This is a genomic window from Erwinia phyllosphaerae (assembly GCF_019132875.1).
GTDB classification, from domain to species: domain Bacteria; phylum Pseudomonadota; class Gammaproteobacteria; order Enterobacterales; family Enterobacteriaceae; genus Erwinia; species Erwinia phyllosphaerae.
In genome coordinates this window covers 447,974-463,698 of sequence record NZ_JAHSPF010000002.1, presented here as the reverse complement: position 1 = coordinate 463,698, position 15,725 = coordinate 447,974, and the positions used below count along the sequence as shown (strand labels likewise).

The window sequence follows — 15,725 nt, the reverse complement described above, 5'->3', positions numbered from 1 at the left end:
TCCCGATGGCGCACAGGCTAAAAAAGGATATCTGGTTTGTTTAAGAAAAAATACCTGGGGGCCGCGCCGTAAATTTCTCCTAATCATTAAATGATGACGAATAAATAAAAAACCAGTCAATACTCCTAAAATTATAAAATTAATTTACTGGCAGCACACCAGAGTATTTAATAACAAAACCCTTAAGAAGAATCAGAAAAGGCAACCAGCAAAAGGAGGTAATCCAATAGCAATGAACGACCTTATTTTTAATTTAAGCTGTTGAAAATAAAATACTTTATAAAATAAGCATCACGGTGTGATTATTCCCCTTGTTAAGCTGAAATTAATGGATTGATAAAATGAAAATTAAGGACAATAAGACGCCCTTGAAAGTCCCCGCTGCGGGAAACAAAAATAATTTAATAATGACTCTTAACGCGCTGGCGATAATGACCCTGCCCGCGCTGGCCTGTATCAATATAAGCCGGGCAGCAGAAAATATTACTGTCGGTACTCAGGGCGGTAGCGGCGGCAACGGCGGTATGGCCAGCCAGCCTGGTGGCGCGGGTAACGGCAGCAACGGCGGCGATGGAGCCAGAGCGGCAGGAAGCAACAACGCCAGCAATGGCAACAGCGGCATTGATGGAAGTCATGCAGCCAGCGGCTCAGCAGGCGTTGATGGGGTAACGGGTACGGCTGCTTCCGCCACCGCTTCTTCCTTACGCAACGTCAAAGGTCAATCAGGGCTATTGCAAATTGGTGCTGACGGCGGCGAAGGCGGTACGGCGGGTGAAGCCTCCAGCGGTTCCAGCGGCGGCAACGGTGGCAAAGGCGGCAACGGCGGTAACGGTGGCACTTCCGGAAGCGGCGGCGATGGGGGTAACGGCGGCAACGGCGGCACGGGCGGCGACGGTGCCAGCGGTGGCAATGGCGGCAGCGGCGCAACGGGTGGCGATGGCAGCCTGACCGTCAGCCAAAGTACGTTTACCACTACGAAGCTGGCGGTCGGCGGCGCGGGCGGCAGTGCCAGCAATGGCCAAAATGGCCAGTCGGGAGGCAACGGCGGCGCGGGCAACAGCGGTGGCGAAGCGGGTTTGCATGGCGTACAGGCCGCTGCTGGCCTTCCGGGTAACGGCGGGAACGGCGGTGACGCTGGCCAGGGAGGACGCGGGGGCAATGGTGCGGCCGGTGGCAATGGCGGTGACGGGGTTTTACTGCTCAGCAATACAACGCTGAACGTACAAAATGCTTTGACGATTGGCGGGGCGGCAAGCCACGGATCGAACGGCGGGCATGGCGGCAGCGGCGGCAACGGCGGTGATGCAGGAAGAACCGCCAGTACTAACAGCGAAACTAATATTACCGGCGAAACGGGCAATAGCGGCCAGGGTGGCGCGGGAGGTCGAGGCGGCGATGGCGGCAACGGCGCTAACGGGGGCAACGGGGGCGAGGGAACGCTGACGCTCAATAACACTATTTTAAATGCCAGATCTGTGGCTATCGGTGCCAGCGGCGCAAATGGCGGTGACGGTGGCAGCAGTGGCGGTAACGGGAAAGCTGGCGTCGTCGACAGTATGGCCGCCGCAGGTAAAAGCGGCTCCGGCGGCAAAGGAGGAACAGCAGGAAACGGCGGCATAGCGGGCGCGGGTACGCTTAACATCGACAACACCACCCTCACCCTGTCTTCAATGCAAATTGGCGGTAACGGCGGCCATGGCGGTAATGGCGGCTCCCTTCAGGGCAGTGCGGCTGTTGGTAACGGCGGTGATGGGTCAGATGGGGCTACCGGCACGCTATGGTTCAACAGCGGCAAAGTGACCAACAGCGGCCACCTTCAGCTGGGAGGCCGGGGCGGCGATGCCGGTGATGGCGGTACTGGCCAGGGCGTCAGAGGCCGAGCGGGGAACGGCGGCCAGGCGGGTAATGGCGGTAAAGGTATAGCTATTTTTACCGGCGGCAGCGGCCAGATTGGCGGCACCGTGCAGTTAGGTGGAGAAAATGGCGGCCACGACGGCGTTTTAAACAGCAGCGCTTTTGCGCAAACTGCGGGAACAGGCGGTGCCGGGCTACTGGAGATCAGAGGCGGCACCTTTACGGCAGGCACGCTGAAGATTGGTACAGCCACGGTATGGGGCGCGCTAACGGGCGTAACGTCAACGGCGGAAAGTCAGTATCTCCAGAGCGGCGGTATTTTTCAGTCTGGCGCTACCGAGCTGAACAGCGGCAGCCTGATGGTTAGCGGCGGCACTTTTGCCAGCCAGACGCTGGAAGCCAATCAGGGCACGCTGGCCGTAAGCGGCGACGGCACGCTGATTTTCGGCTCAAACGAGTTAAACGCTAACAGCTGGCAGGAAAGCGTGGCGCTTTTGCAGCAAGCGCAACAGGTAACCTGGAACGGTAAGCTGATTCTGAGCGGCAACACGACGCTCGATCTTTCCAGCAGCGATCTTTCATGGCGGATCGGCGGTAATGATGCCACCTGGGGCTTGGGATCCTCATCGCTAACGGTGATCGATGCTCGATCTTATATTGAATCCGGGAATCCTGCGCTGGCGATGGGCAGTGCGCAAATTGCTTCAGATGCCAGACTGCTGGTGCTGACGGATGATGGCGTAACCGCAGGAGAAAGTTTTATCGCCGTAGCGGGCGCAGGAGGCACAACGCAGGCGGCACCAGCCTGGGCGCAAAGCAGTATCAACACGTCCAACCGGTTGCTGACCGCAACATCTTCTGCCGGTACGGAAGGCACGCTGCTGACGCTCGGCAACGCCGATATCGCTAAGACGATGCCAAAAATGTCCGCTCGCTCGGTCAGGCTGCTTAACGCGATGAGCAGCCAGATTGGCATTAATACCGCGTCAGACAACGCCGCACAGCGCTTTCTTTCCCAGACAACGGATGTTCGCTACGTCAGCGATGCCACCACTGCCGCTCGCATTATGGAATCTGCGATCAACTTTGCCTCTGTCGCCAACGTGGCCGGCACCAGTTATCAGGTAATGACCGCAACAACCAGAGCTATTTCGCAGCACTATTCACAGAGCGAGCATTTTTTTGCAGGAACGCCCCGGGAAGAAGGGTTCAATCTGTGGACGTCGCTGCTTTATAACAATGCGGCGCTAAAAGGCTATAACGCTGGCGGTTTTAACGCCAGAACGAAAACCTGGCTGGGCGGAATTTTTATCGGCGCGGAAGATACGCTGATTACTAAATACGACGCGCTGCTGAAAACCGGCGGCGCGCTGAATATCGGCAAAGGAAAAAGCAGAGCAAGCGGTAATCTTTATCCCGTGAAGAACGATCTCGATTTCTGGGGCGGCTCGCTCTACGGCAGCTGGTTAAACAATAACTGGAACCTGATGGCCGATGTAAACTATTCACGTGCGAACCATGAGATGACGCAATCGCTGCCTGCCTACGGCTATTCGAAAATATCCGGCAAGGCAAAGTCCACAATTATCAACGGCGGCCTGACGGCAGAGTATCTGTTTCCCACTCGCTATCTGGATGTAATGCCGCATATTGGCCTTCGCTATACCTCGCTCAAAACCGACGACTTTAAGGCTAAAAGCAATAAAAAAACGCTGTTCAGCAATGCCAGCAGTTCAGCAGCGCTGTGGTCAGTGCCGGTTGGCGTCAGCGTGGGACGGGAATTTAAAACCAAATCGGGTTATACGCTGAAACCTAAAGCGGATCTTTCGTGGATTGTTAACGTCGGTGATAAAACCAGCGGAACGAAGGTGACGATGGCGGACGTTAGCGGTTCAGCCTGGAGCGAGGCGCGGATTGCCGACGGTTCGGCTTTGAACGCCAGCGCCGGTATTTTGCTACAGAAAGAGAGCCTGACTTATGGGCTGCATTACGGCGTACAGACCTCTTCGCATGAGGTTTCTCAGGCCGTTTCTGCTTCATTCAACGTGAAGTTCTAAAAAAAAGGCCGGCAAACGCCGGCCTTTTTTTATCCTCGGGCTTAATGGCCCGGGAAATTAACCAGGCTAAAGCAGGTTAATCCCATCGCATTCAGACGTGCTTCACCGCTCAGGTCGAACAGGTTGATAATAAACGCCGCATCTTTCACTTCACCACCCGCACGGCGGATCAGCTTAGCGGTCGCTTCTATCGTACCGCCCGTCGCCAGCAAATCATCCACCACCAGCACTTTGTCGTCCGGGCCGATCGCATCGCAATGCAGCTCCAGACAATCCGTGCCGTATTCCAGCTCGTAGCTTTCAGAAAACGTTTTGCGTGGCAGCTTGCCCGGCTTGCGTACCGGCACAAAGCCAACGCCCAGCGCCAGAGCAACCGGTGCGCCAAACAGGAAGCCGCGCGCTTCGGTACCCACTACTTTAGTAATACCGACATCACGATAGCGTTCAACCAACAGTTCAATACTGAGTGCATAGGCTTTTGGATCTTCCAGCAGGCTGGTTACGTCACGGAACAGAATGCCTGGCTTAGGATAATCCTCAATGCTTTTGATACTGTTTTTAATAAATTCAAGCTGCTGCGCAGTCGCGGTCATAGTGTTATGCCTGGTAAATACAAATCTGACTCGCGCGGCTTTATGCCCTTACGAAGAAATTCGCAGAGCAAAACAGAAGTGTCCGGATGGAAGCCACGCACGAAAGCGACCAAATCTATGCAAATTGTCCGACAATTGCAACCGCTGGAAAGCAATTCAGCGCTTTTGTTGCGCATATCGCCCTCGTTGTGAAGCATAAGAAAGCGCGTCAGAACACAGATAAGGTGAATTAAGCGTATTATAGGCACGATTCCTCGCGGAGAGAAAAAATGAAAAGTGCCAATTTGCTGGCGCAGCTGGCAGAAAAACTGGAAGAGCTGGCGCAGGCTATCGCGCCGCACGCTAATAAGCGCACCCCAAAAGCGCGTTTTGATAGTCAGCTTTTCCATTGTCATACTACACGGCTGGGCGATTATTTACTGGAAGTGCGGCAAAGTCTGGCCTTGTTAACGCAGAGCGTAAACGGGCAGCGGACGGAACGCGTTGCCTGGATGGCTGAACGTGTCGTGCTGCAAATAAGCGCATTGCAGCGCGAGCTGGCGACGTTAAAACTGCGCAGCAGCGAAACCCAGCCGGAGCCTGAACAGGAAAATCTTTATGAAAAGCTGGCCAAACATCAGGACTATGAACGACGTCTGCGGGCAATGGTAGCCGACAGAGAAAGCCAGCTGGCCCGTCAGGAAACGCTGGCGCAGCAGCAAACCCTGCAGCGTGAAATTGCCGCGCTTGAGGGGCGCCTACAGCGCTGTTTGCAGGCGCTAAAGCGTATTGAACGCGCTATCGAAAATCGTGAGCGCTACGTTTGATGCCGTTGCTATACTTGCGAATAAAACTGGCTGGAGATAAACAATGGGATTGCTCTCCTGGATAATCATGGGGCTGGTAACGGGTTTCGCCAGCCGCTACTTCTTTCCCGGCCGTCCCGGCGGCCTGGTGGCGACGCTGGTACTGGCCGTGGTTGGCGCATTGATCGGCGGCTATATCAGCGTCTTTTTCGATTATGGTACGCTGGCCGCTATTGAACCCAGAGCGCTACTGATTGCCCTGGCTGGCGCGCTGCTGATGGTGCTGGTGGTAAAAAAGTTAAAGATCTAACGCCCGGAGAACGCTATGTCGCTGGAAAGTGCCCCTGAAGAAATTAAGCTGGCCGTGGATTTAATCATGCTGCTGGAAGAGAACAAGATAGCGCCACAAACGGTGCTGGACGCTTTAGCTATCGTACAAAAAGATTTTGAACAGAAAGTCAGCCGCGAAAAAGAGAGTAGCCTCTCTGGTTAACCCGCAGTCGTGCGCAGCGCCTGGCTATGCTGCAGCATGTCCAGCACGACGTCGACCAGCTGCGGCGCATCTGCCGCCAGATCGAAACTCTCAGGCATAAACAGCCAGTTTTCCATAAGACCCGTGATATAACCCCGCATGACGACAGCCGCGCAGCGTGTGTTCAGCTTCCCGGGTATCTGCCCTGCCGCGATACACTGACGCAGGACATCTTCTATTTTGTCATAACACTCCAGATAAAGCGTTTGCTGGAGCATCTGCAGAGTGGCCATTTCCCCGACAAATTCGCACTTGTGGAAAATAATTTCCATAAGCGCGCGTCGACGCGTATCCCTTACTGTTGCTTCAAGGACATAGATAAGCATGGCGCGTAAAACTGAGAGTGGATCGCCAGGGTATTTTAATTGATACTCAAGCTCTACGTTTTCCAGCCCGGATTCAGACTGAGCCCAAATTTCATTAAGTAAGTCAGTTTTGTTTCTGAAATGCCAGTAAATAGCACCGCGCGTTACCCCGGCAGCCGTGGCAATATCAGCCAGAGACGTTTTCGCCACGCCGTGTTCGGAAAACCTTGTAATAGCGGCATCAAGGATGTGATGGCGCGTTTCCAGCGCCTGCTGTTTGGTTTTTCGTGCCATAGGGTGATGTTAACAACCAGAGTAGACTTACATACATTTGCGAATGTATGTACCATAGCACGACCATAATTTAAACGCAGCAATGGGTTTATTGGGTTAAGACCCATTGAACAATCGATATCGGACACTCGAGGTTTATTTATGAACAAAAACAGAGGGTTAACGCCTCTGGCGGCCGTTCTGATGCTTTCAGGCAGCCTGGTGCTAACAGGATGTGACAATAAGGAAGCACAGCAAGGCGGTCAGCAGAAAGCGCCAGAAGTGGGCGTGCTTACATTAAAAAGCACTCCGCTGAAAATAACTACCGATCTTCCAGGCCGTACCTCTTCTTTCCGGGTTGCAGAAGTTCGCCCGCAGGTTTCGGGCATTATTCTGAAACGTAACTTTGTAGAAGGTAGCGATGTTAAGGCAGGTCAGTCTCTTTACCAGATCGACCCTGCCCCTTACCAGGCAGCCTATGACAGCGCCAAAGGCGATTTAGCTCAGGCCGTGGCGAACGCACAAATTGCCGCCGTGACCGTGAAACGCTACAAGCCGCTGATGGGCACCAAATATATCAGCCAGCAGGATTACGATAACGCTGCCGCCACGCAAAGCCAGACCGCCGCCGCGGTGCAGGTAGCAAAAGCCAGCGTAGAAACCGCGCGTATCAACCTTGCCTATACCAAGGTGATTTCGCCTATCAGCGGTCGTATCGGCAAATCTGCCGTGACCGAAGGCGCGCTGGTGCAGAGCGGCCAGACCACTGCCCTGGCCACAGTTCAGCAGCTCGATCCTATTTACGTTGACGTTACGCAATCCAGTGAAGACTTTATGCGTCTCCGTCAGGAGCTGAACTCTGGCAAGCTGCAGCAAACCGACGGTAAAGCTCAGGTAAAACTGCTATTACAGGATGGTAGCGAGTTTGCGCAAACGGGAACATTGGAATTCTCCGATGTCACCGTGGACGAGACCACCGGCTCTATCACCCTGCGCGCCGTGTTCCCTAATCCGGATCACTCTTTACTGCCGGGGATGTTTGTACGCGCTCGTCTGGAAGAAGGGACCAATCCTTCCGCGCTGTTAGTACCACAGCAGGCGGTAACCCGCACGCCTACCGGTCAGGCGACCGCGATGGTAGTGGGTGCAGACAACAAGGTTGAGTCGCGCAATCTGACCACCGAACAGGCTATCGGCGATAAGTGGCTGGTTACCGCAGGCCTTAAAGACGGCGACCGTGTCATCACCACGGGTGTACAGCGAGCCAAAGCAGGCGCCACTGTGACTCCGCAGGAAGTGAGCGCCGACGACGTGACCAAAACGCAGCAACAACCGCAGTCTTAAACAGGAGCCGCTGATACATGGCTAAGTTCTTTATCGATCGCCCCATCTTTGCATGGGTCATCGCCATCATCATCATGCTGGTGGGCGTGCTGTCGATTCTAAAACTGCCGATTGAGCAATATCCTAATGTTGCGCCACCGGCCGTACAGATTCGCGCCACCTACCCGGGTGCCGATGCAAAAACGCTGCAGGACTCCGTAACCCAGGTTATTGAGCAAAACATGAACGGCATTGATGGCCTGATGTATATGTCATCAAACAGTGATTCATCCGGTACGCTACAGCTGACCCTGACCTTCCAGTCAGGTACAGATCCGGATATCGCCCAGGTTCAGGTGCAGAACAAACTGCAGCTGGCTACCCCGCTGCTGCCGCAGGAAGTTCAGCAACAGGGTATTCAGGTACAGAAATCCTCCAGCAGCTTCCTGATGGTGGCGGGTTTCGTCAGCGACGACGGCAGCATGACGCAGAACGATATTGCGGACTATGTCGCCTCGAATATCAAAGATCCTATCAGCCGTACGCTTGGCGTGGGTGATACGCAGATCTTTGGTGCGCAATACGCGATGCGTATCTGGATGGATCCGCACAAGCTGAACAACTATCAGCTGACGCCGGTTGACGTTATCAGCGCCATTAACTCGCAGAACGCCCAGGTAGCCGCTGGTCAGCTTGGTGGTTCGCCGCCGGTGCCGGGCCAGCAGCTGAACGCCTCCATCATTGCGCAAACGCGTCTGACCTCTACCGACGAGTTCGGTAAAATCTTGTTGAAGGTCAACACGGATGGTTCTCGCGTGCTGTTGAAAGACGTCGCGAAAATTGAGCTGGGCGGTGAAAACTACGAGATCGTCGCGCGCTATAACGGCAAGCCGGCCTCGGGTATCGGTATCAAGCTGGCTACCGGCGCTAACGCGCTGGATACGGCAGCGGCAGTAAAAGCCGAGCTGGGCAAGCTTGAGCCGTTCTTCCCGGCAGGCATGAAGGTGGTTTATCCGTACGACACCACGCCGTTCGTCAAAATCTCAATCATGGAAGTAGTTAAGACCCTGATTGAAGCGATTGTGCTGGTGTTTATCGTGATGTATCTGTTCCTGCAAAACTTCCGCGCCACGCTGATCCCAACGATCGCCGTGCCGGTGGTGCTGTTAGGGACGTTCGCTATCATCAGCGCCTTTGGCTATTCGATAAACACCCTGACAATGTTCGGGATGGTGCTGGCGATAGGCCTGCTGGTGGACGATGCCATCGTGGTGGTGGAAAACGTCGAGCGCGTGATGGCGGAAGAAGGTCTGCCGCCAAAAGAAGCTACCCGCAAGTCGATGGGGCAGATTCAGGGCGCGCTGGTCGGTATTGCGCTGGTGCTGTCAGCGGTATTTATTCCGATGGCTTTCTTCGGCGGCTCTACCGGCGTTATCTATCGCCAGTTCTCGATCACCATCGTTTCCGCAATGGTGCTGTCGGTTATCGTGGCGCTGATCCTGACGCCTGCGCTCTGCGCAACCTTGCTGAAGCCGATTAAGAAAGGCGATCACGGTAAAACCACCGGCTTCTTTGGCTGGTTTAACCGCCTGTTCGATAAAAGCACGCACCACTACACCAACAGCGTCGGCCATATTATCCGCAGTACCGGTCGCTATTTGCTGATTTACCTGGTGATTGTGGTCGGCATGGCCTGGATGTTCGTTAAGCTGCCAAGTTCCTTCCTGCCGGAAGAGGACCAGGGGCTGCTGCTGGCGCAGGCTTCACTGCCGGCTGGCGCAACTCAGGGACGTACGCAGAAGGTGCTCGACCAGGTTACGGATTACTTCCTGACCAAAGAGAAAGATAACGTTCGCTCGGTCTTTACGGTTAACGGTTTTGGTTTTGCGGGTCGTGGCCAGAACACCGGTATCGCCTTCGTCAGCCTGAAGCCATGGGATGAGCGCAGCGGTGCAGCCAACAAGGTAGAAGGTATCGCCGGTCGCGCCATGCAGGCTTTCGGCGCGATTAAAGATGCCATGGTGATCCCGTTCAACCTGCCGGCGATTATCGAGCTGGGTAACGCAACCGGCTTTGACTTCGAGCTGATTGACCAGGGTAACCTTGGGCATGAAGCGCTGACCAACGCGCGTAACCAGCTGCTCGGCATGGCCGCTCAGCATCCGGATATTCTGGTCGGTATGCGTCCAAACGGTCTGGAAGATACGCCGCAGTATAAGCTGACCATTGATCAGGAGAAGGCGGAAGCGTTAGGCGTTTCTATTTCTGATATTAACACCACGCTGGGCGCGGCCTGGGGCGGCTCTTACGTTAACGACTTTATCGACCGTGGTCGCGTGAAGAAAGTTTACGTCATGGGCAAAGCGGACTCCCGTATGCTGCCGAGCGACATCGATAAGTGGTACGTTCGCGCATCCAACGGTGAAATGGTGCCGTTCTCCTCCTTCGCCAGCGCGAAGTGGCAGTATGGTTCACCGCGTCTGGAGCGTTATAACGGTCTGCCGTCGATGGAAATCCTGGGTCAGGCAGCACCGGGTAAGAGTTCCGGCGACGCTATGAACCTGATGGAACAGCTGGCTGCCAAACTGCCTCAGGGCATCGGCTACGAGTGGACGGGCATGTCCTATCAGGAACGCCTCTCCGGCAACCAGGCTCCGGCGCTGTACGCAATCTCGCTGATTGTGGTGTTCCTGTGTCTGGCCGCGCTGTATGAAAGCTGGTCGATACCTTTCTCGGTCATGCTGGTAGTACCGCTGGGCGTTATTGGCGCACTGCTCTTTACTACCGTGCGCGGTCTGAGTAACGACGTGTACTTTGTGGTTGGGCTGTTGACCACCATCGGTCTGTCGGCGAAGAACGCGATACTTATCGTCGAATTTGCCAAAGATCTGATGGAGAAAGAGGGCAAGGGTCTGATAGAGGCGACGCTGGAAGCGGTACGTATGCGTCTTCGTCCTATCCTGATGACCTCGCTGGCCTTTATCCTTGGCGTACTGCCGCTGGCAATCAGTACCGGTGCAGGTTCCGGTGCGCAGAATGCGGTAGGTACAGGGGTAATGGGCGGTATGGTGACAGCGACTATTCTGGCCATCTTCTTTGTACCCGTGTTCTTTGTGGTGGTTCGCCGCCGCTTCAGTAAACACAAGGAAGATCTGGAACCGCACGATGTACAGAACCATTAATTAAGCATTCAGCTTTATCAGGAGGCCGCCAGCGCGGCCTCTTTTTTTATCTGCTGCATCATCCGTTTATTAACCCCTCCCCTGTCTGTATTGATGGCTGTCGCTTCAGCTTCTTCCTGTATACATCCCGTCGCGTTTCGTCCCCTTACCTGCTGCTATCGCTTCTGTCCCTTTTTTCAGGCTGCCTTTTAACCGTCTCGTGCCGTTACAAGGTAAATACGGCTTTAACTTTTATCATTGCATTTTCGTCACGCGCCGAGCATACTTGTTGTTATGTTATAACGTAACAATATCTGGAGTGCTTTATGAAACAGGATATCCATCCGGCCTACCGTCCCGTTGCTTTCCACGACACCAGCGCCGACAGCTGGTTTATCGTTGGCTCTACCATCAAAACAGATCGCACCATTGAGCTTGATGGTAAAACCATGCCTTACGTCGTACTGGATGTTTCTTCCGCCTCGCATCCTTACTACACCGGCAAGCAGAAAGAGTTTGCTAAAGAAGGTAGCGCACATCGCTTTAACCAGCGTTTTGGCCGCTTTTTTAAATAAGGAAAGTCCATGCAGGTACTTAACTCCCTGGCTTCTGCCAGAAAACGCCATAAAGATTGTAAAATCGTGCGCCGCCACGGGCGCGTATTTGTTATCTGTAAAAGTAATCCGCGCTTTAAGGCCGTACAGGGCGGCAAGAAAAAGCGATAGCAGGTCCAGGACGTGCCAAACGAGCCTCCATGGATGGATTTATGGCGTGTCTGTGTTCCGCTCAGCCTTTACAGCTCTTTACTGGCCTGAACGCGGCCTGAAACGTTTATCAAAGACCTCAGGCGGACCAGCAATGGTCCGCCTTTTCTATTATTTCATGCTGTTAAGCATGGCCGTTACGTTATGGCGGAAGGCGGTGATATAGGTATCGGCCACGCCGCCTTTCTCCGTCAGCGCCTCTGGATAGAGTTCGCCACCCGGCTGCGCGCCTGTCGCCGATGCAATCTGTTTAACCAGACGTGGATCGGTCTGATTTTCAATAAAATAGCTGTGGATATGCTCGTTTTTTAACTGGGTAATCAGTTCGGCAACATCTGAAGCGCTGGCTTCGGACTCGGTAGAAAAGCCGACTGGCGACATAAAAGTCACGCCGTAGCGCTGACCAAAATAGCCGAACGCGTCGTGGCTGGTCAGCACTTTCCGCTTAGCCGCCGGTATCGCGGCAAAGCTGTCTGCCGCCCACTTATCCTGTTTTTGTAGCTGGCTCAGGTAGGCCGCACCGCGCTGGCGAAATAAAGCGGCATCCTGTGGATCGGCCGCAATCAGGGCGTTCATTACGTTAGTCGCGTAGGTTTCGCCGTTTTTCATGCTGTTCCAGGCGTGCGGATCGGTAATTCTTTTACCGTCCTCTTCCATTGAACGCGTGGTAATACCTTTAGAGGCTACTACTACCTCACCTTTATAGGATGACGCTGAAATCAGGCGATCCATCCAGCCTTCCAGACCCAGGCCGCTGACAAAAACGACATCTGCCTTTGCCAGCGCCTCGCTATCCTGCGGCGTAGGCTCAAAGCTGTGCGGATCGCCATTTGGCCCTACCAGACTTTTCACATGCACACGGTCGCCGCCTATCTGTTTGACGATATCAGCCAGCACGGTAAAACTGGCTACCGTATCCAGGGTCTTTGCCATTGCCAGCGGCGTTGCACACAGCGTTGCCAGTGCCAGTACAACAGGTAACTTCTTCATACTTTCTCCTTACCAACAAGAAAAGGACGCGCGCGCAGAATACCGCCGCACGGCCCCATTAAAATCGAGATGAAAAACAGAATAGCGGCGCAGAGCACCACGGCCGGGCCAGCAGGCAACGCTAAATAGAAAGAAGCCGTAAGCCCGCTAAGGCTGGCAATCAGTGCCAGGATGATGGCAGAGGCGATCATCCCTGGCAGTTCCTGACGCCAGAAACGTGCCGCCGCTGCCGGTAACATCATCAGGCCCACACACATCAGCGTGCCCAGGACCTGGAAACCCGCCACCAGGTTGGTGACGACCAGTACCAAAAAAACGCCGTGTACCAGCGGCGCAGTCCAGCGATTTTGCGCGCGTAAAAAGGTGGGATCGAAAGCATCGATAACCAGCGGACGATAAATCAGCGCCAGCGCCAGCAACGTCACGGAAGAGATAGCGCTGACCAGCAGAATTGACGGGTTATCTACGGCCAGTAAAGAGCCAAACAGGACGTGGAGCAGATCGACACTGGAGCCGCGTAGCGAAACCAGCGTGACGCCCAGCGCCAGCGATCCCAGATAAAATCCGGCAAAGCTGGCATCTTCACGCAGCGGCGTATAGCGGCTTACCGCACCGGAAAGTAAAGCGACGGTCAAACCAGCAATCACGCCGCCCACGCCCATAGCCACCAGCGAAAGCCCGGAAATAAGGTAGCCAATGGCGGCACCGGGCAGAACCGCATGGGAAAGCGCATCGCCTACCAGGCTCATCCTGCGCAACAGAAGAAATACGCCAAGCGGCGTAGCGCTGAGCGAGAGTGCTACGCATGCCACCAGCGCGCGGCGCATAAAACCAAATTCAATAAAAGGATGGATAAGCGCATGGATCATGCTGACTCCCGCTTCATTATCTGAGGATTATTTTCTGACCATTCGGCACAATCTGTAGTGAATCGCAGCGTTTGTGGGAAAAACCGCTCGACCATAGTCTTATCGTGTAGCACCACAATCATGGTGCAGCCTGCCCGGTGTCTTGCAGTCAGTAGCGCAAGCAGAAGTTCGGTGGTCGCGGTATCGATGCCGGTAAAAGGCTCGTCCAACAGCAAAAGCGAAGCATCCTGTACCAGCAATCTGGCAAACAACACGCGCTGAAGCTGGCCGCCGGAAAGCGTGGCAGGCTGCGCTGTGGCGAAATCCTGCATATTGACCTGATGCAGCGCCGCTATGATTTTCTGCCTCATCTGACGGGTGATCCCGCCGAACCAGCCGCACTGGCGCCAGCAGCCCATGGCTACCAGATCAAAGACGCTAAGCGGAAAGTTTTTTTCAATTTCCGACTGTTGCGGAAGCCAGGCCATATCCAGCTGCGAGCGGGCTGGCGTAATATGGCCTGCTACGGGCGGAAGCAGCCCGGCCAGCGTTTTGAGAAACGTAGATTTGCCGCAGCCGTTAGCGCCAACCAAAGCGGTCATCGAACCCTGGTGGAAAACGCCATTCAATAAGGGGGTGACGGCGCGCCCCTGATAACCCGCCTCTAAATTAACCATATTTATCATCAGGATATCGCCCAATAAGTAGAGGCGCAGAGCAAAAGCGTGGCCACTGTCGCTAACAGAAGACGGGCACTGGCCGAGTGAGTAAACAGCGTATGCCGTGGGGTAAAATGCGGAAAAGCCATAAGCGTGATATCTATTATGTTATAACATAACACTAGCATATGACGTCTGCTGAAGCGGCGCAGGATAAAAATGTATCGGATTATTTCAGAAGGGACTTAACGAAGCGATAAGGTGTTATATAAAAATAATTCAACTTAAAAGGGTTTTACTGTCGCAGAAAAAGGTTTTCTCTACTAAAATAATTAACTGATAAATCATTAAGATAGTTATTTATCATTTTCAGCACCTTGATTATTTCTCTATTAGTGCCGATGATCTTTATAAGTAATTATTAACCCAGTGGAGAAAAAATGCGCAAAAGTATTACCGTCTCTTCTGCCGTTAATGCAGCAAACAGCAGCGAGCTGATTGCTATTATTCAGCAGAGCCTGCCTGAAATAGAAGATGAGCTAACCGGCTCTCTGTTATGGTATTCACAAAATGCGCGATATGTTCCCGAAACTTTAAAAATTATTTCTGTTGAACAAATGAGTGAGTCAGGCTACAAGATGACTTATAGCTTTCGCTGGAACGTCTTTAATGCCTGTCTGGATATAGATGCGGATGAAACAACCGTCCAGTCGGTAAATTTTGTGCATCAACATGGTGCATTAATTTTTGACTTTATCGACACTGAACAAGCAACCGCTGCCGATGAACTCTAGTTTTAAGTAATAGCATTAAATATAGCGCTTAAAAGGATCGTCTTTATTTATACTGTCTGAACGAAATTCAGCATCACTTCCTGGCTCGTCACGGCTGGAAAGCCCGTGACATACCATTTTTCACTCGCTATGGAGGGGAAAAAGATGGACGAATACTCACCGAAAAGGCATGATATTGCCCAGCTGAAATTTTTGTGTGAAAACCTGTATGATGAAAGTCTGGCCACGTTAGGTGACAGCCACCACGGCTGGGTCAACGATCCTACTTCAGCAATTAACCTGCAGCTCAATGACCTTATCGAGCATATTGCTGCTTTTACCATGAATTACAAAATCAAGCATATTGAAGATAGCGACCTGATTAGCCAGATTGATGAATATCTGGATGATACGTTCATGCTTTTTAGTAATTACGGCATTAACGTTCAGGATCTTCATCGCTGGCAAAAATCAGCCAAACGGCTCTTCAATGTTTTCATAGAGGAATGTGCTGTTGTCACCGCACAAGCAAGCCATTCATTTTAGTAACTTTTATTTTCTCAATGGTTTAATAATGACAGATAAACTTCTGACTAAAACTGATTATCTGATGCGTTTAAGACGATGCCGTTCAATTGACACGCTCGAACGCGTTATCGAAAAAAATAAATACGAATTATCTGATAATGAACTGGCGGTCTTTTATTCTGCTGCTGACCATCGCCTGGCTGAGCTGACGATGAATAAGCTTTACGATAAAGTACCGGTTTCTGTCTGGAAGTTCGTACGTTAATTTAATGAGAGCGGC

17 protein-coding genes are annotated in these 15,725 nt (G+C 53.2%); 12 read left to right on the top strand and 5 right to left on the bottom strand.

What is annotated here, in order from left to right:
• Positions 1–407 precede the first annotated feature (407 nt).
• On the top strand, positions 408–3,911 hold the full coding sequence (locus KUE00_RS05535; protein WP_281434493.1) for a hypothetical protein: 3,504 nt from the start codon (positions 408–410) through the stop codon (positions 3,909–3,911).
• Between the two features lie 41 nt (positions 3,912–3,952).
• Here KUE00_RS05535 and apt read toward each other — a convergent pair whose 3' ends face one another.
• The gene (gene apt, locus KUE00_RS05530) at positions 3,953–4,504 is read right to left on the bottom strand and encodes an adenine phosphoribosyltransferase (protein WP_246758592.1); all 552 of its coding nucleotides are present in this window, start codon (positions 4,502–4,504) and stop codon (positions 3,953–3,955) included.
• 86 nt (positions 4,505–4,590) lie between these two features.
• On the opposite strand from apt, the gene KUE00_RS05525 reads away from it, so the two are divergent.
• The 4 genes from KUE00_RS05525 to rsmS are packed head-to-tail and all read left to right on the top strand — an operon-like array spanning position 4,591 to position 5,782.
• Positions 4,591–4,737 carry a hypothetical protein gene (locus tag KUE00_RS05525; protein WP_246758591.1) on the top strand — a complete coding sequence of 49 codons (147 nt, stop codon included), beginning with the start codon at positions 4,591–4,593 and terminating at the stop codon, positions 4,735–4,737.
• A gap of 36 nt (positions 4,738–4,773) precedes the next feature.
• On the top strand, positions 4,774–5,310 hold the full coding sequence (priC, locus tag KUE00_RS05520; protein WP_246758590.1) for a primosomal replication protein PriC: 537 nt from the start codon (positions 4,774–4,776) through the stop codon (positions 5,308–5,310).
• 43 nt (positions 5,311–5,353) lie between these two features.
• Positions 5,354–5,599 carry a GlsB/YeaQ/YmgE family stress response membrane protein gene (locus tag KUE00_RS05515; protein WP_246758589.1) on the top strand — a complete coding sequence of 82 codons (246 nt, stop codon included), beginning with the start codon at positions 5,354–5,356 and terminating at the stop codon, positions 5,597–5,599.
• A 15-nt stretch (positions 5,600–5,614) separates the two neighbouring features.
• A complete protein-coding gene (gene rsmS, locus KUE00_RS05510) occupies positions 5,615–5,782 on the top strand; it encodes a pleiotropic regulatory protein RsmS (protein WP_246758587.1) in 168 nt (55 codons plus the stop codon).
• On the opposite strand, the gene acrR is transcribed toward rsmS, so the two are convergent.
• Positions 5,779–6,420, bottom strand: a complete 642-nt coding sequence (gene acrR, locus KUE00_RS05505) for a multidrug efflux transporter transcriptional repressor AcrR (RefSeq protein ID WP_246758586.1) — start codon at positions 6,418–6,420, stop codon at positions 5,779–5,781. The two genes, rsmS and acrR, sit on opposite strands and share 4 nt — an antisense overlap.
• 141 nt (positions 6,421–6,561) lie before the next feature.
• Between acrR and KUE00_RS05500 the strand changes: the two genes are divergently transcribed.
• From KUE00_RS05500 to ykgO, 4 genes are all read left to right on the top strand, one after another.
• A complete protein-coding gene (locus KUE00_RS05500) occupies positions 6,562–7,743 on the top strand; it encodes an efflux RND transporter periplasmic adaptor subunit (RefSeq protein ID WP_246758585.1) in 1,182 nt (393 codons plus the stop codon).
• Positions 7,744–7,760: 17 nt separating this feature from the next.
• The gene (locus KUE00_RS05495; RefSeq protein WP_246758584.1) at positions 7,761–10,904 is read left to right on the top strand and encodes an efflux RND transporter permease subunit; all 3,144 of its coding nucleotides are present in this window, start codon (positions 7,761–7,763) and stop codon (positions 10,902–10,904) included.
• Positions 10,905–11,209: 305 nt separating this feature from the next.
• Complete coding sequence (locus KUE00_RS05490) at positions 11,210–11,458, top strand: type B 50S ribosomal protein L31 (protein WP_246758583.1); 249 nt, start codon at positions 11,210–11,212, stop codon at positions 11,456–11,458.
• Positions 11,459–11,467: 9 nt separating this feature from the next.
• Positions 11,468–11,608, top strand: coding sequence for a type B 50S ribosomal protein L36 (ykgO, locus tag KUE00_RS05485; protein WP_246758582.1), 141 nt, complete (start codon positions 11,468–11,470; stop codon positions 11,606–11,608).
• 150 nt (positions 11,609–11,758) lie between these two features.
• Here ykgO and KUE00_RS05480 read toward each other — a convergent pair whose 3' ends face one another.
• Genes KUE00_RS05480 through KUE00_RS05470 form a run of 3 tightly spaced genes read right to left on the bottom strand, consistent with a single transcriptional unit; the run spans position 11,759 to position 14,162 of the window.
• On the bottom strand, positions 11,759–12,637 hold the full coding sequence (locus KUE00_RS05480; protein WP_246758581.1) for a metal ABC transporter substrate-binding protein: 879 nt from the start codon (positions 12,635–12,637) through the stop codon (positions 11,759–11,761).
• Entirely contained in the window at positions 12,634–13,506 is an 873-nt protein-coding gene (locus KUE00_RS05475; RefSeq protein WP_246758580.1) for a metal ABC transporter permease, read from the bottom strand. The genes KUE00_RS05480 and KUE00_RS05475 overlap by 4 nt, the downstream gene beginning before the upstream one ends.
• Entirely contained in the window at positions 13,503–14,162 is a 660-nt protein-coding gene (locus tag KUE00_RS05470) for a metal ABC transporter ATP-binding protein (protein ID WP_425523561.1), read from the bottom strand. The genes KUE00_RS05475 and KUE00_RS05470 overlap by 4 nt, the downstream gene beginning before the upstream one ends.
• 422 nt (positions 14,163–14,584) lie before the next feature.
• Here KUE00_RS05470 and KUE00_RS05465 point away from each other — a divergent pair, with 422 nt between their 5' ends.
• From KUE00_RS05465 to KUE00_RS05455, 3 genes are all read left to right on the top strand, one after another.
• Positions 14,585–14,938 carry a hypothetical protein gene (locus tag KUE00_RS05465; protein WP_246758576.1) on the top strand — a complete coding sequence of 118 codons (354 nt, stop codon included), beginning with the start codon at positions 14,585–14,587 and terminating at the stop codon, positions 14,936–14,938.
• A gap of 144 nt (positions 14,939–15,082) precedes the next feature.
• A complete protein-coding gene (gene tomB, locus KUE00_RS05460) occupies positions 15,083–15,463 on the top strand; it encodes an Hha toxicity modulator TomB (protein ID WP_246758575.1) in 381 nt (126 codons plus the stop codon).
• Between the two features lie 28 nt (positions 15,464–15,491).
• Complete coding sequence (locus tag KUE00_RS05455) at positions 15,492–15,710, top strand: HHA domain-containing protein (protein ID WP_125288446.1); 219 nt, start codon at positions 15,492–15,494, stop codon at positions 15,708–15,710.
• Positions 15,711–15,725: the final 15 nt, after the last annotated feature.

Excerpts from the sequence above, each read along its gene's own strand:
- KUE00_RS05535 (WP_281434493.1), top strand. The coding sequence starts at position 408 with ATGACTCTTAACGCGCTGGCGATAATGACCCTGCCCGCGCTGGCCTGT.
- apt (WP_246758592.1), bottom strand. The coding sequence starts at position 4,504 with ATGACCGCGACTGCGCAGCAGCTTGAATTTATTAAAAACAGTATCAAA.
- KUE00_RS05525 (WP_246758591.1), top strand. The coding sequence starts at position 4,591 with ATGGAAGCCACGCACGAAAGCGACCAAATCTATGCAAATTGTCCGACA.
- priC (WP_246758590.1), top strand. The coding sequence starts at position 4,774 with ATGAAAAGTGCCAATTTGCTGGCGCAGCTGGCAGAAAAACTGGAAGAG.
- KUE00_RS05515 (WP_246758589.1), top strand. The coding sequence starts at position 5,354 with ATGGGATTGCTCTCCTGGATAATCATGGGGCTGGTAACGGGTTTCGCC.
- rsmS (WP_246758587.1), top strand. The coding sequence starts at position 5,615 with ATGTCGCTGGAAAGTGCCCCTGAAGAAATTAAGCTGGCCGTGGATTTA.
- acrR (WP_246758586.1), bottom strand. The coding sequence starts at position 6,420 with ATGGCACGAAAAACCAAACAGCAGGCGCTGGAAACGCGCCATCACATC.
- KUE00_RS05500 (WP_246758585.1), top strand. The coding sequence starts at position 6,562 with ATGAACAAAAACAGAGGGTTAACGCCTCTGGCGGCCGTTCTGATGCTT.
- KUE00_RS05495 (WP_246758584.1), top strand. The coding sequence starts at position 7,761 with ATGGCTAAGTTCTTTATCGATCGCCCCATCTTTGCATGGGTCATCGCC.
- KUE00_RS05490 (WP_246758583.1), top strand. The coding sequence starts at position 11,210 with ATGAAACAGGATATCCATCCGGCCTACCGTCCCGTTGCTTTCCACGAC.
- ykgO (WP_246758582.1), top strand. The coding sequence starts at position 11,468 with ATGCAGGTACTTAACTCCCTGGCTTCTGCCAGAAAACGCCATAAAGAT.
- KUE00_RS05480 (WP_246758581.1), bottom strand. The coding sequence starts at position 12,637 with ATGAAGAAGTTACCTGTTGTACTGGCACTGGCAACGCTGTGTGCAACG.
- KUE00_RS05475 (WP_246758580.1), bottom strand. The coding sequence starts at position 13,506 with ATGATCCATGCGCTTATCCATCCTTTTATTGAATTTGGTTTTATGCGC.
- KUE00_RS05470 (WP_425523561.1), bottom strand. The coding sequence starts at position 14,162 with ATGGTTAATTTAGAGGCGGGTTATCAGGGGCGCGCCGTCACCCCCTTA.
- KUE00_RS05465 (WP_246758576.1), top strand. The coding sequence starts at position 14,585 with ATGCGCAAAAGTATTACCGTCTCTTCTGCCGTTAATGCAGCAAACAGC.
- tomB (WP_246758575.1), top strand. The coding sequence starts at position 15,083 with ATGGACGAATACTCACCGAAAAGGCATGATATTGCCCAGCTGAAATTT.
- KUE00_RS05455 (WP_125288446.1), top strand. The coding sequence starts at position 15,492 with ATGACAGATAAACTTCTGACTAAAACTGATTATCTGATGCGTTTAAGA.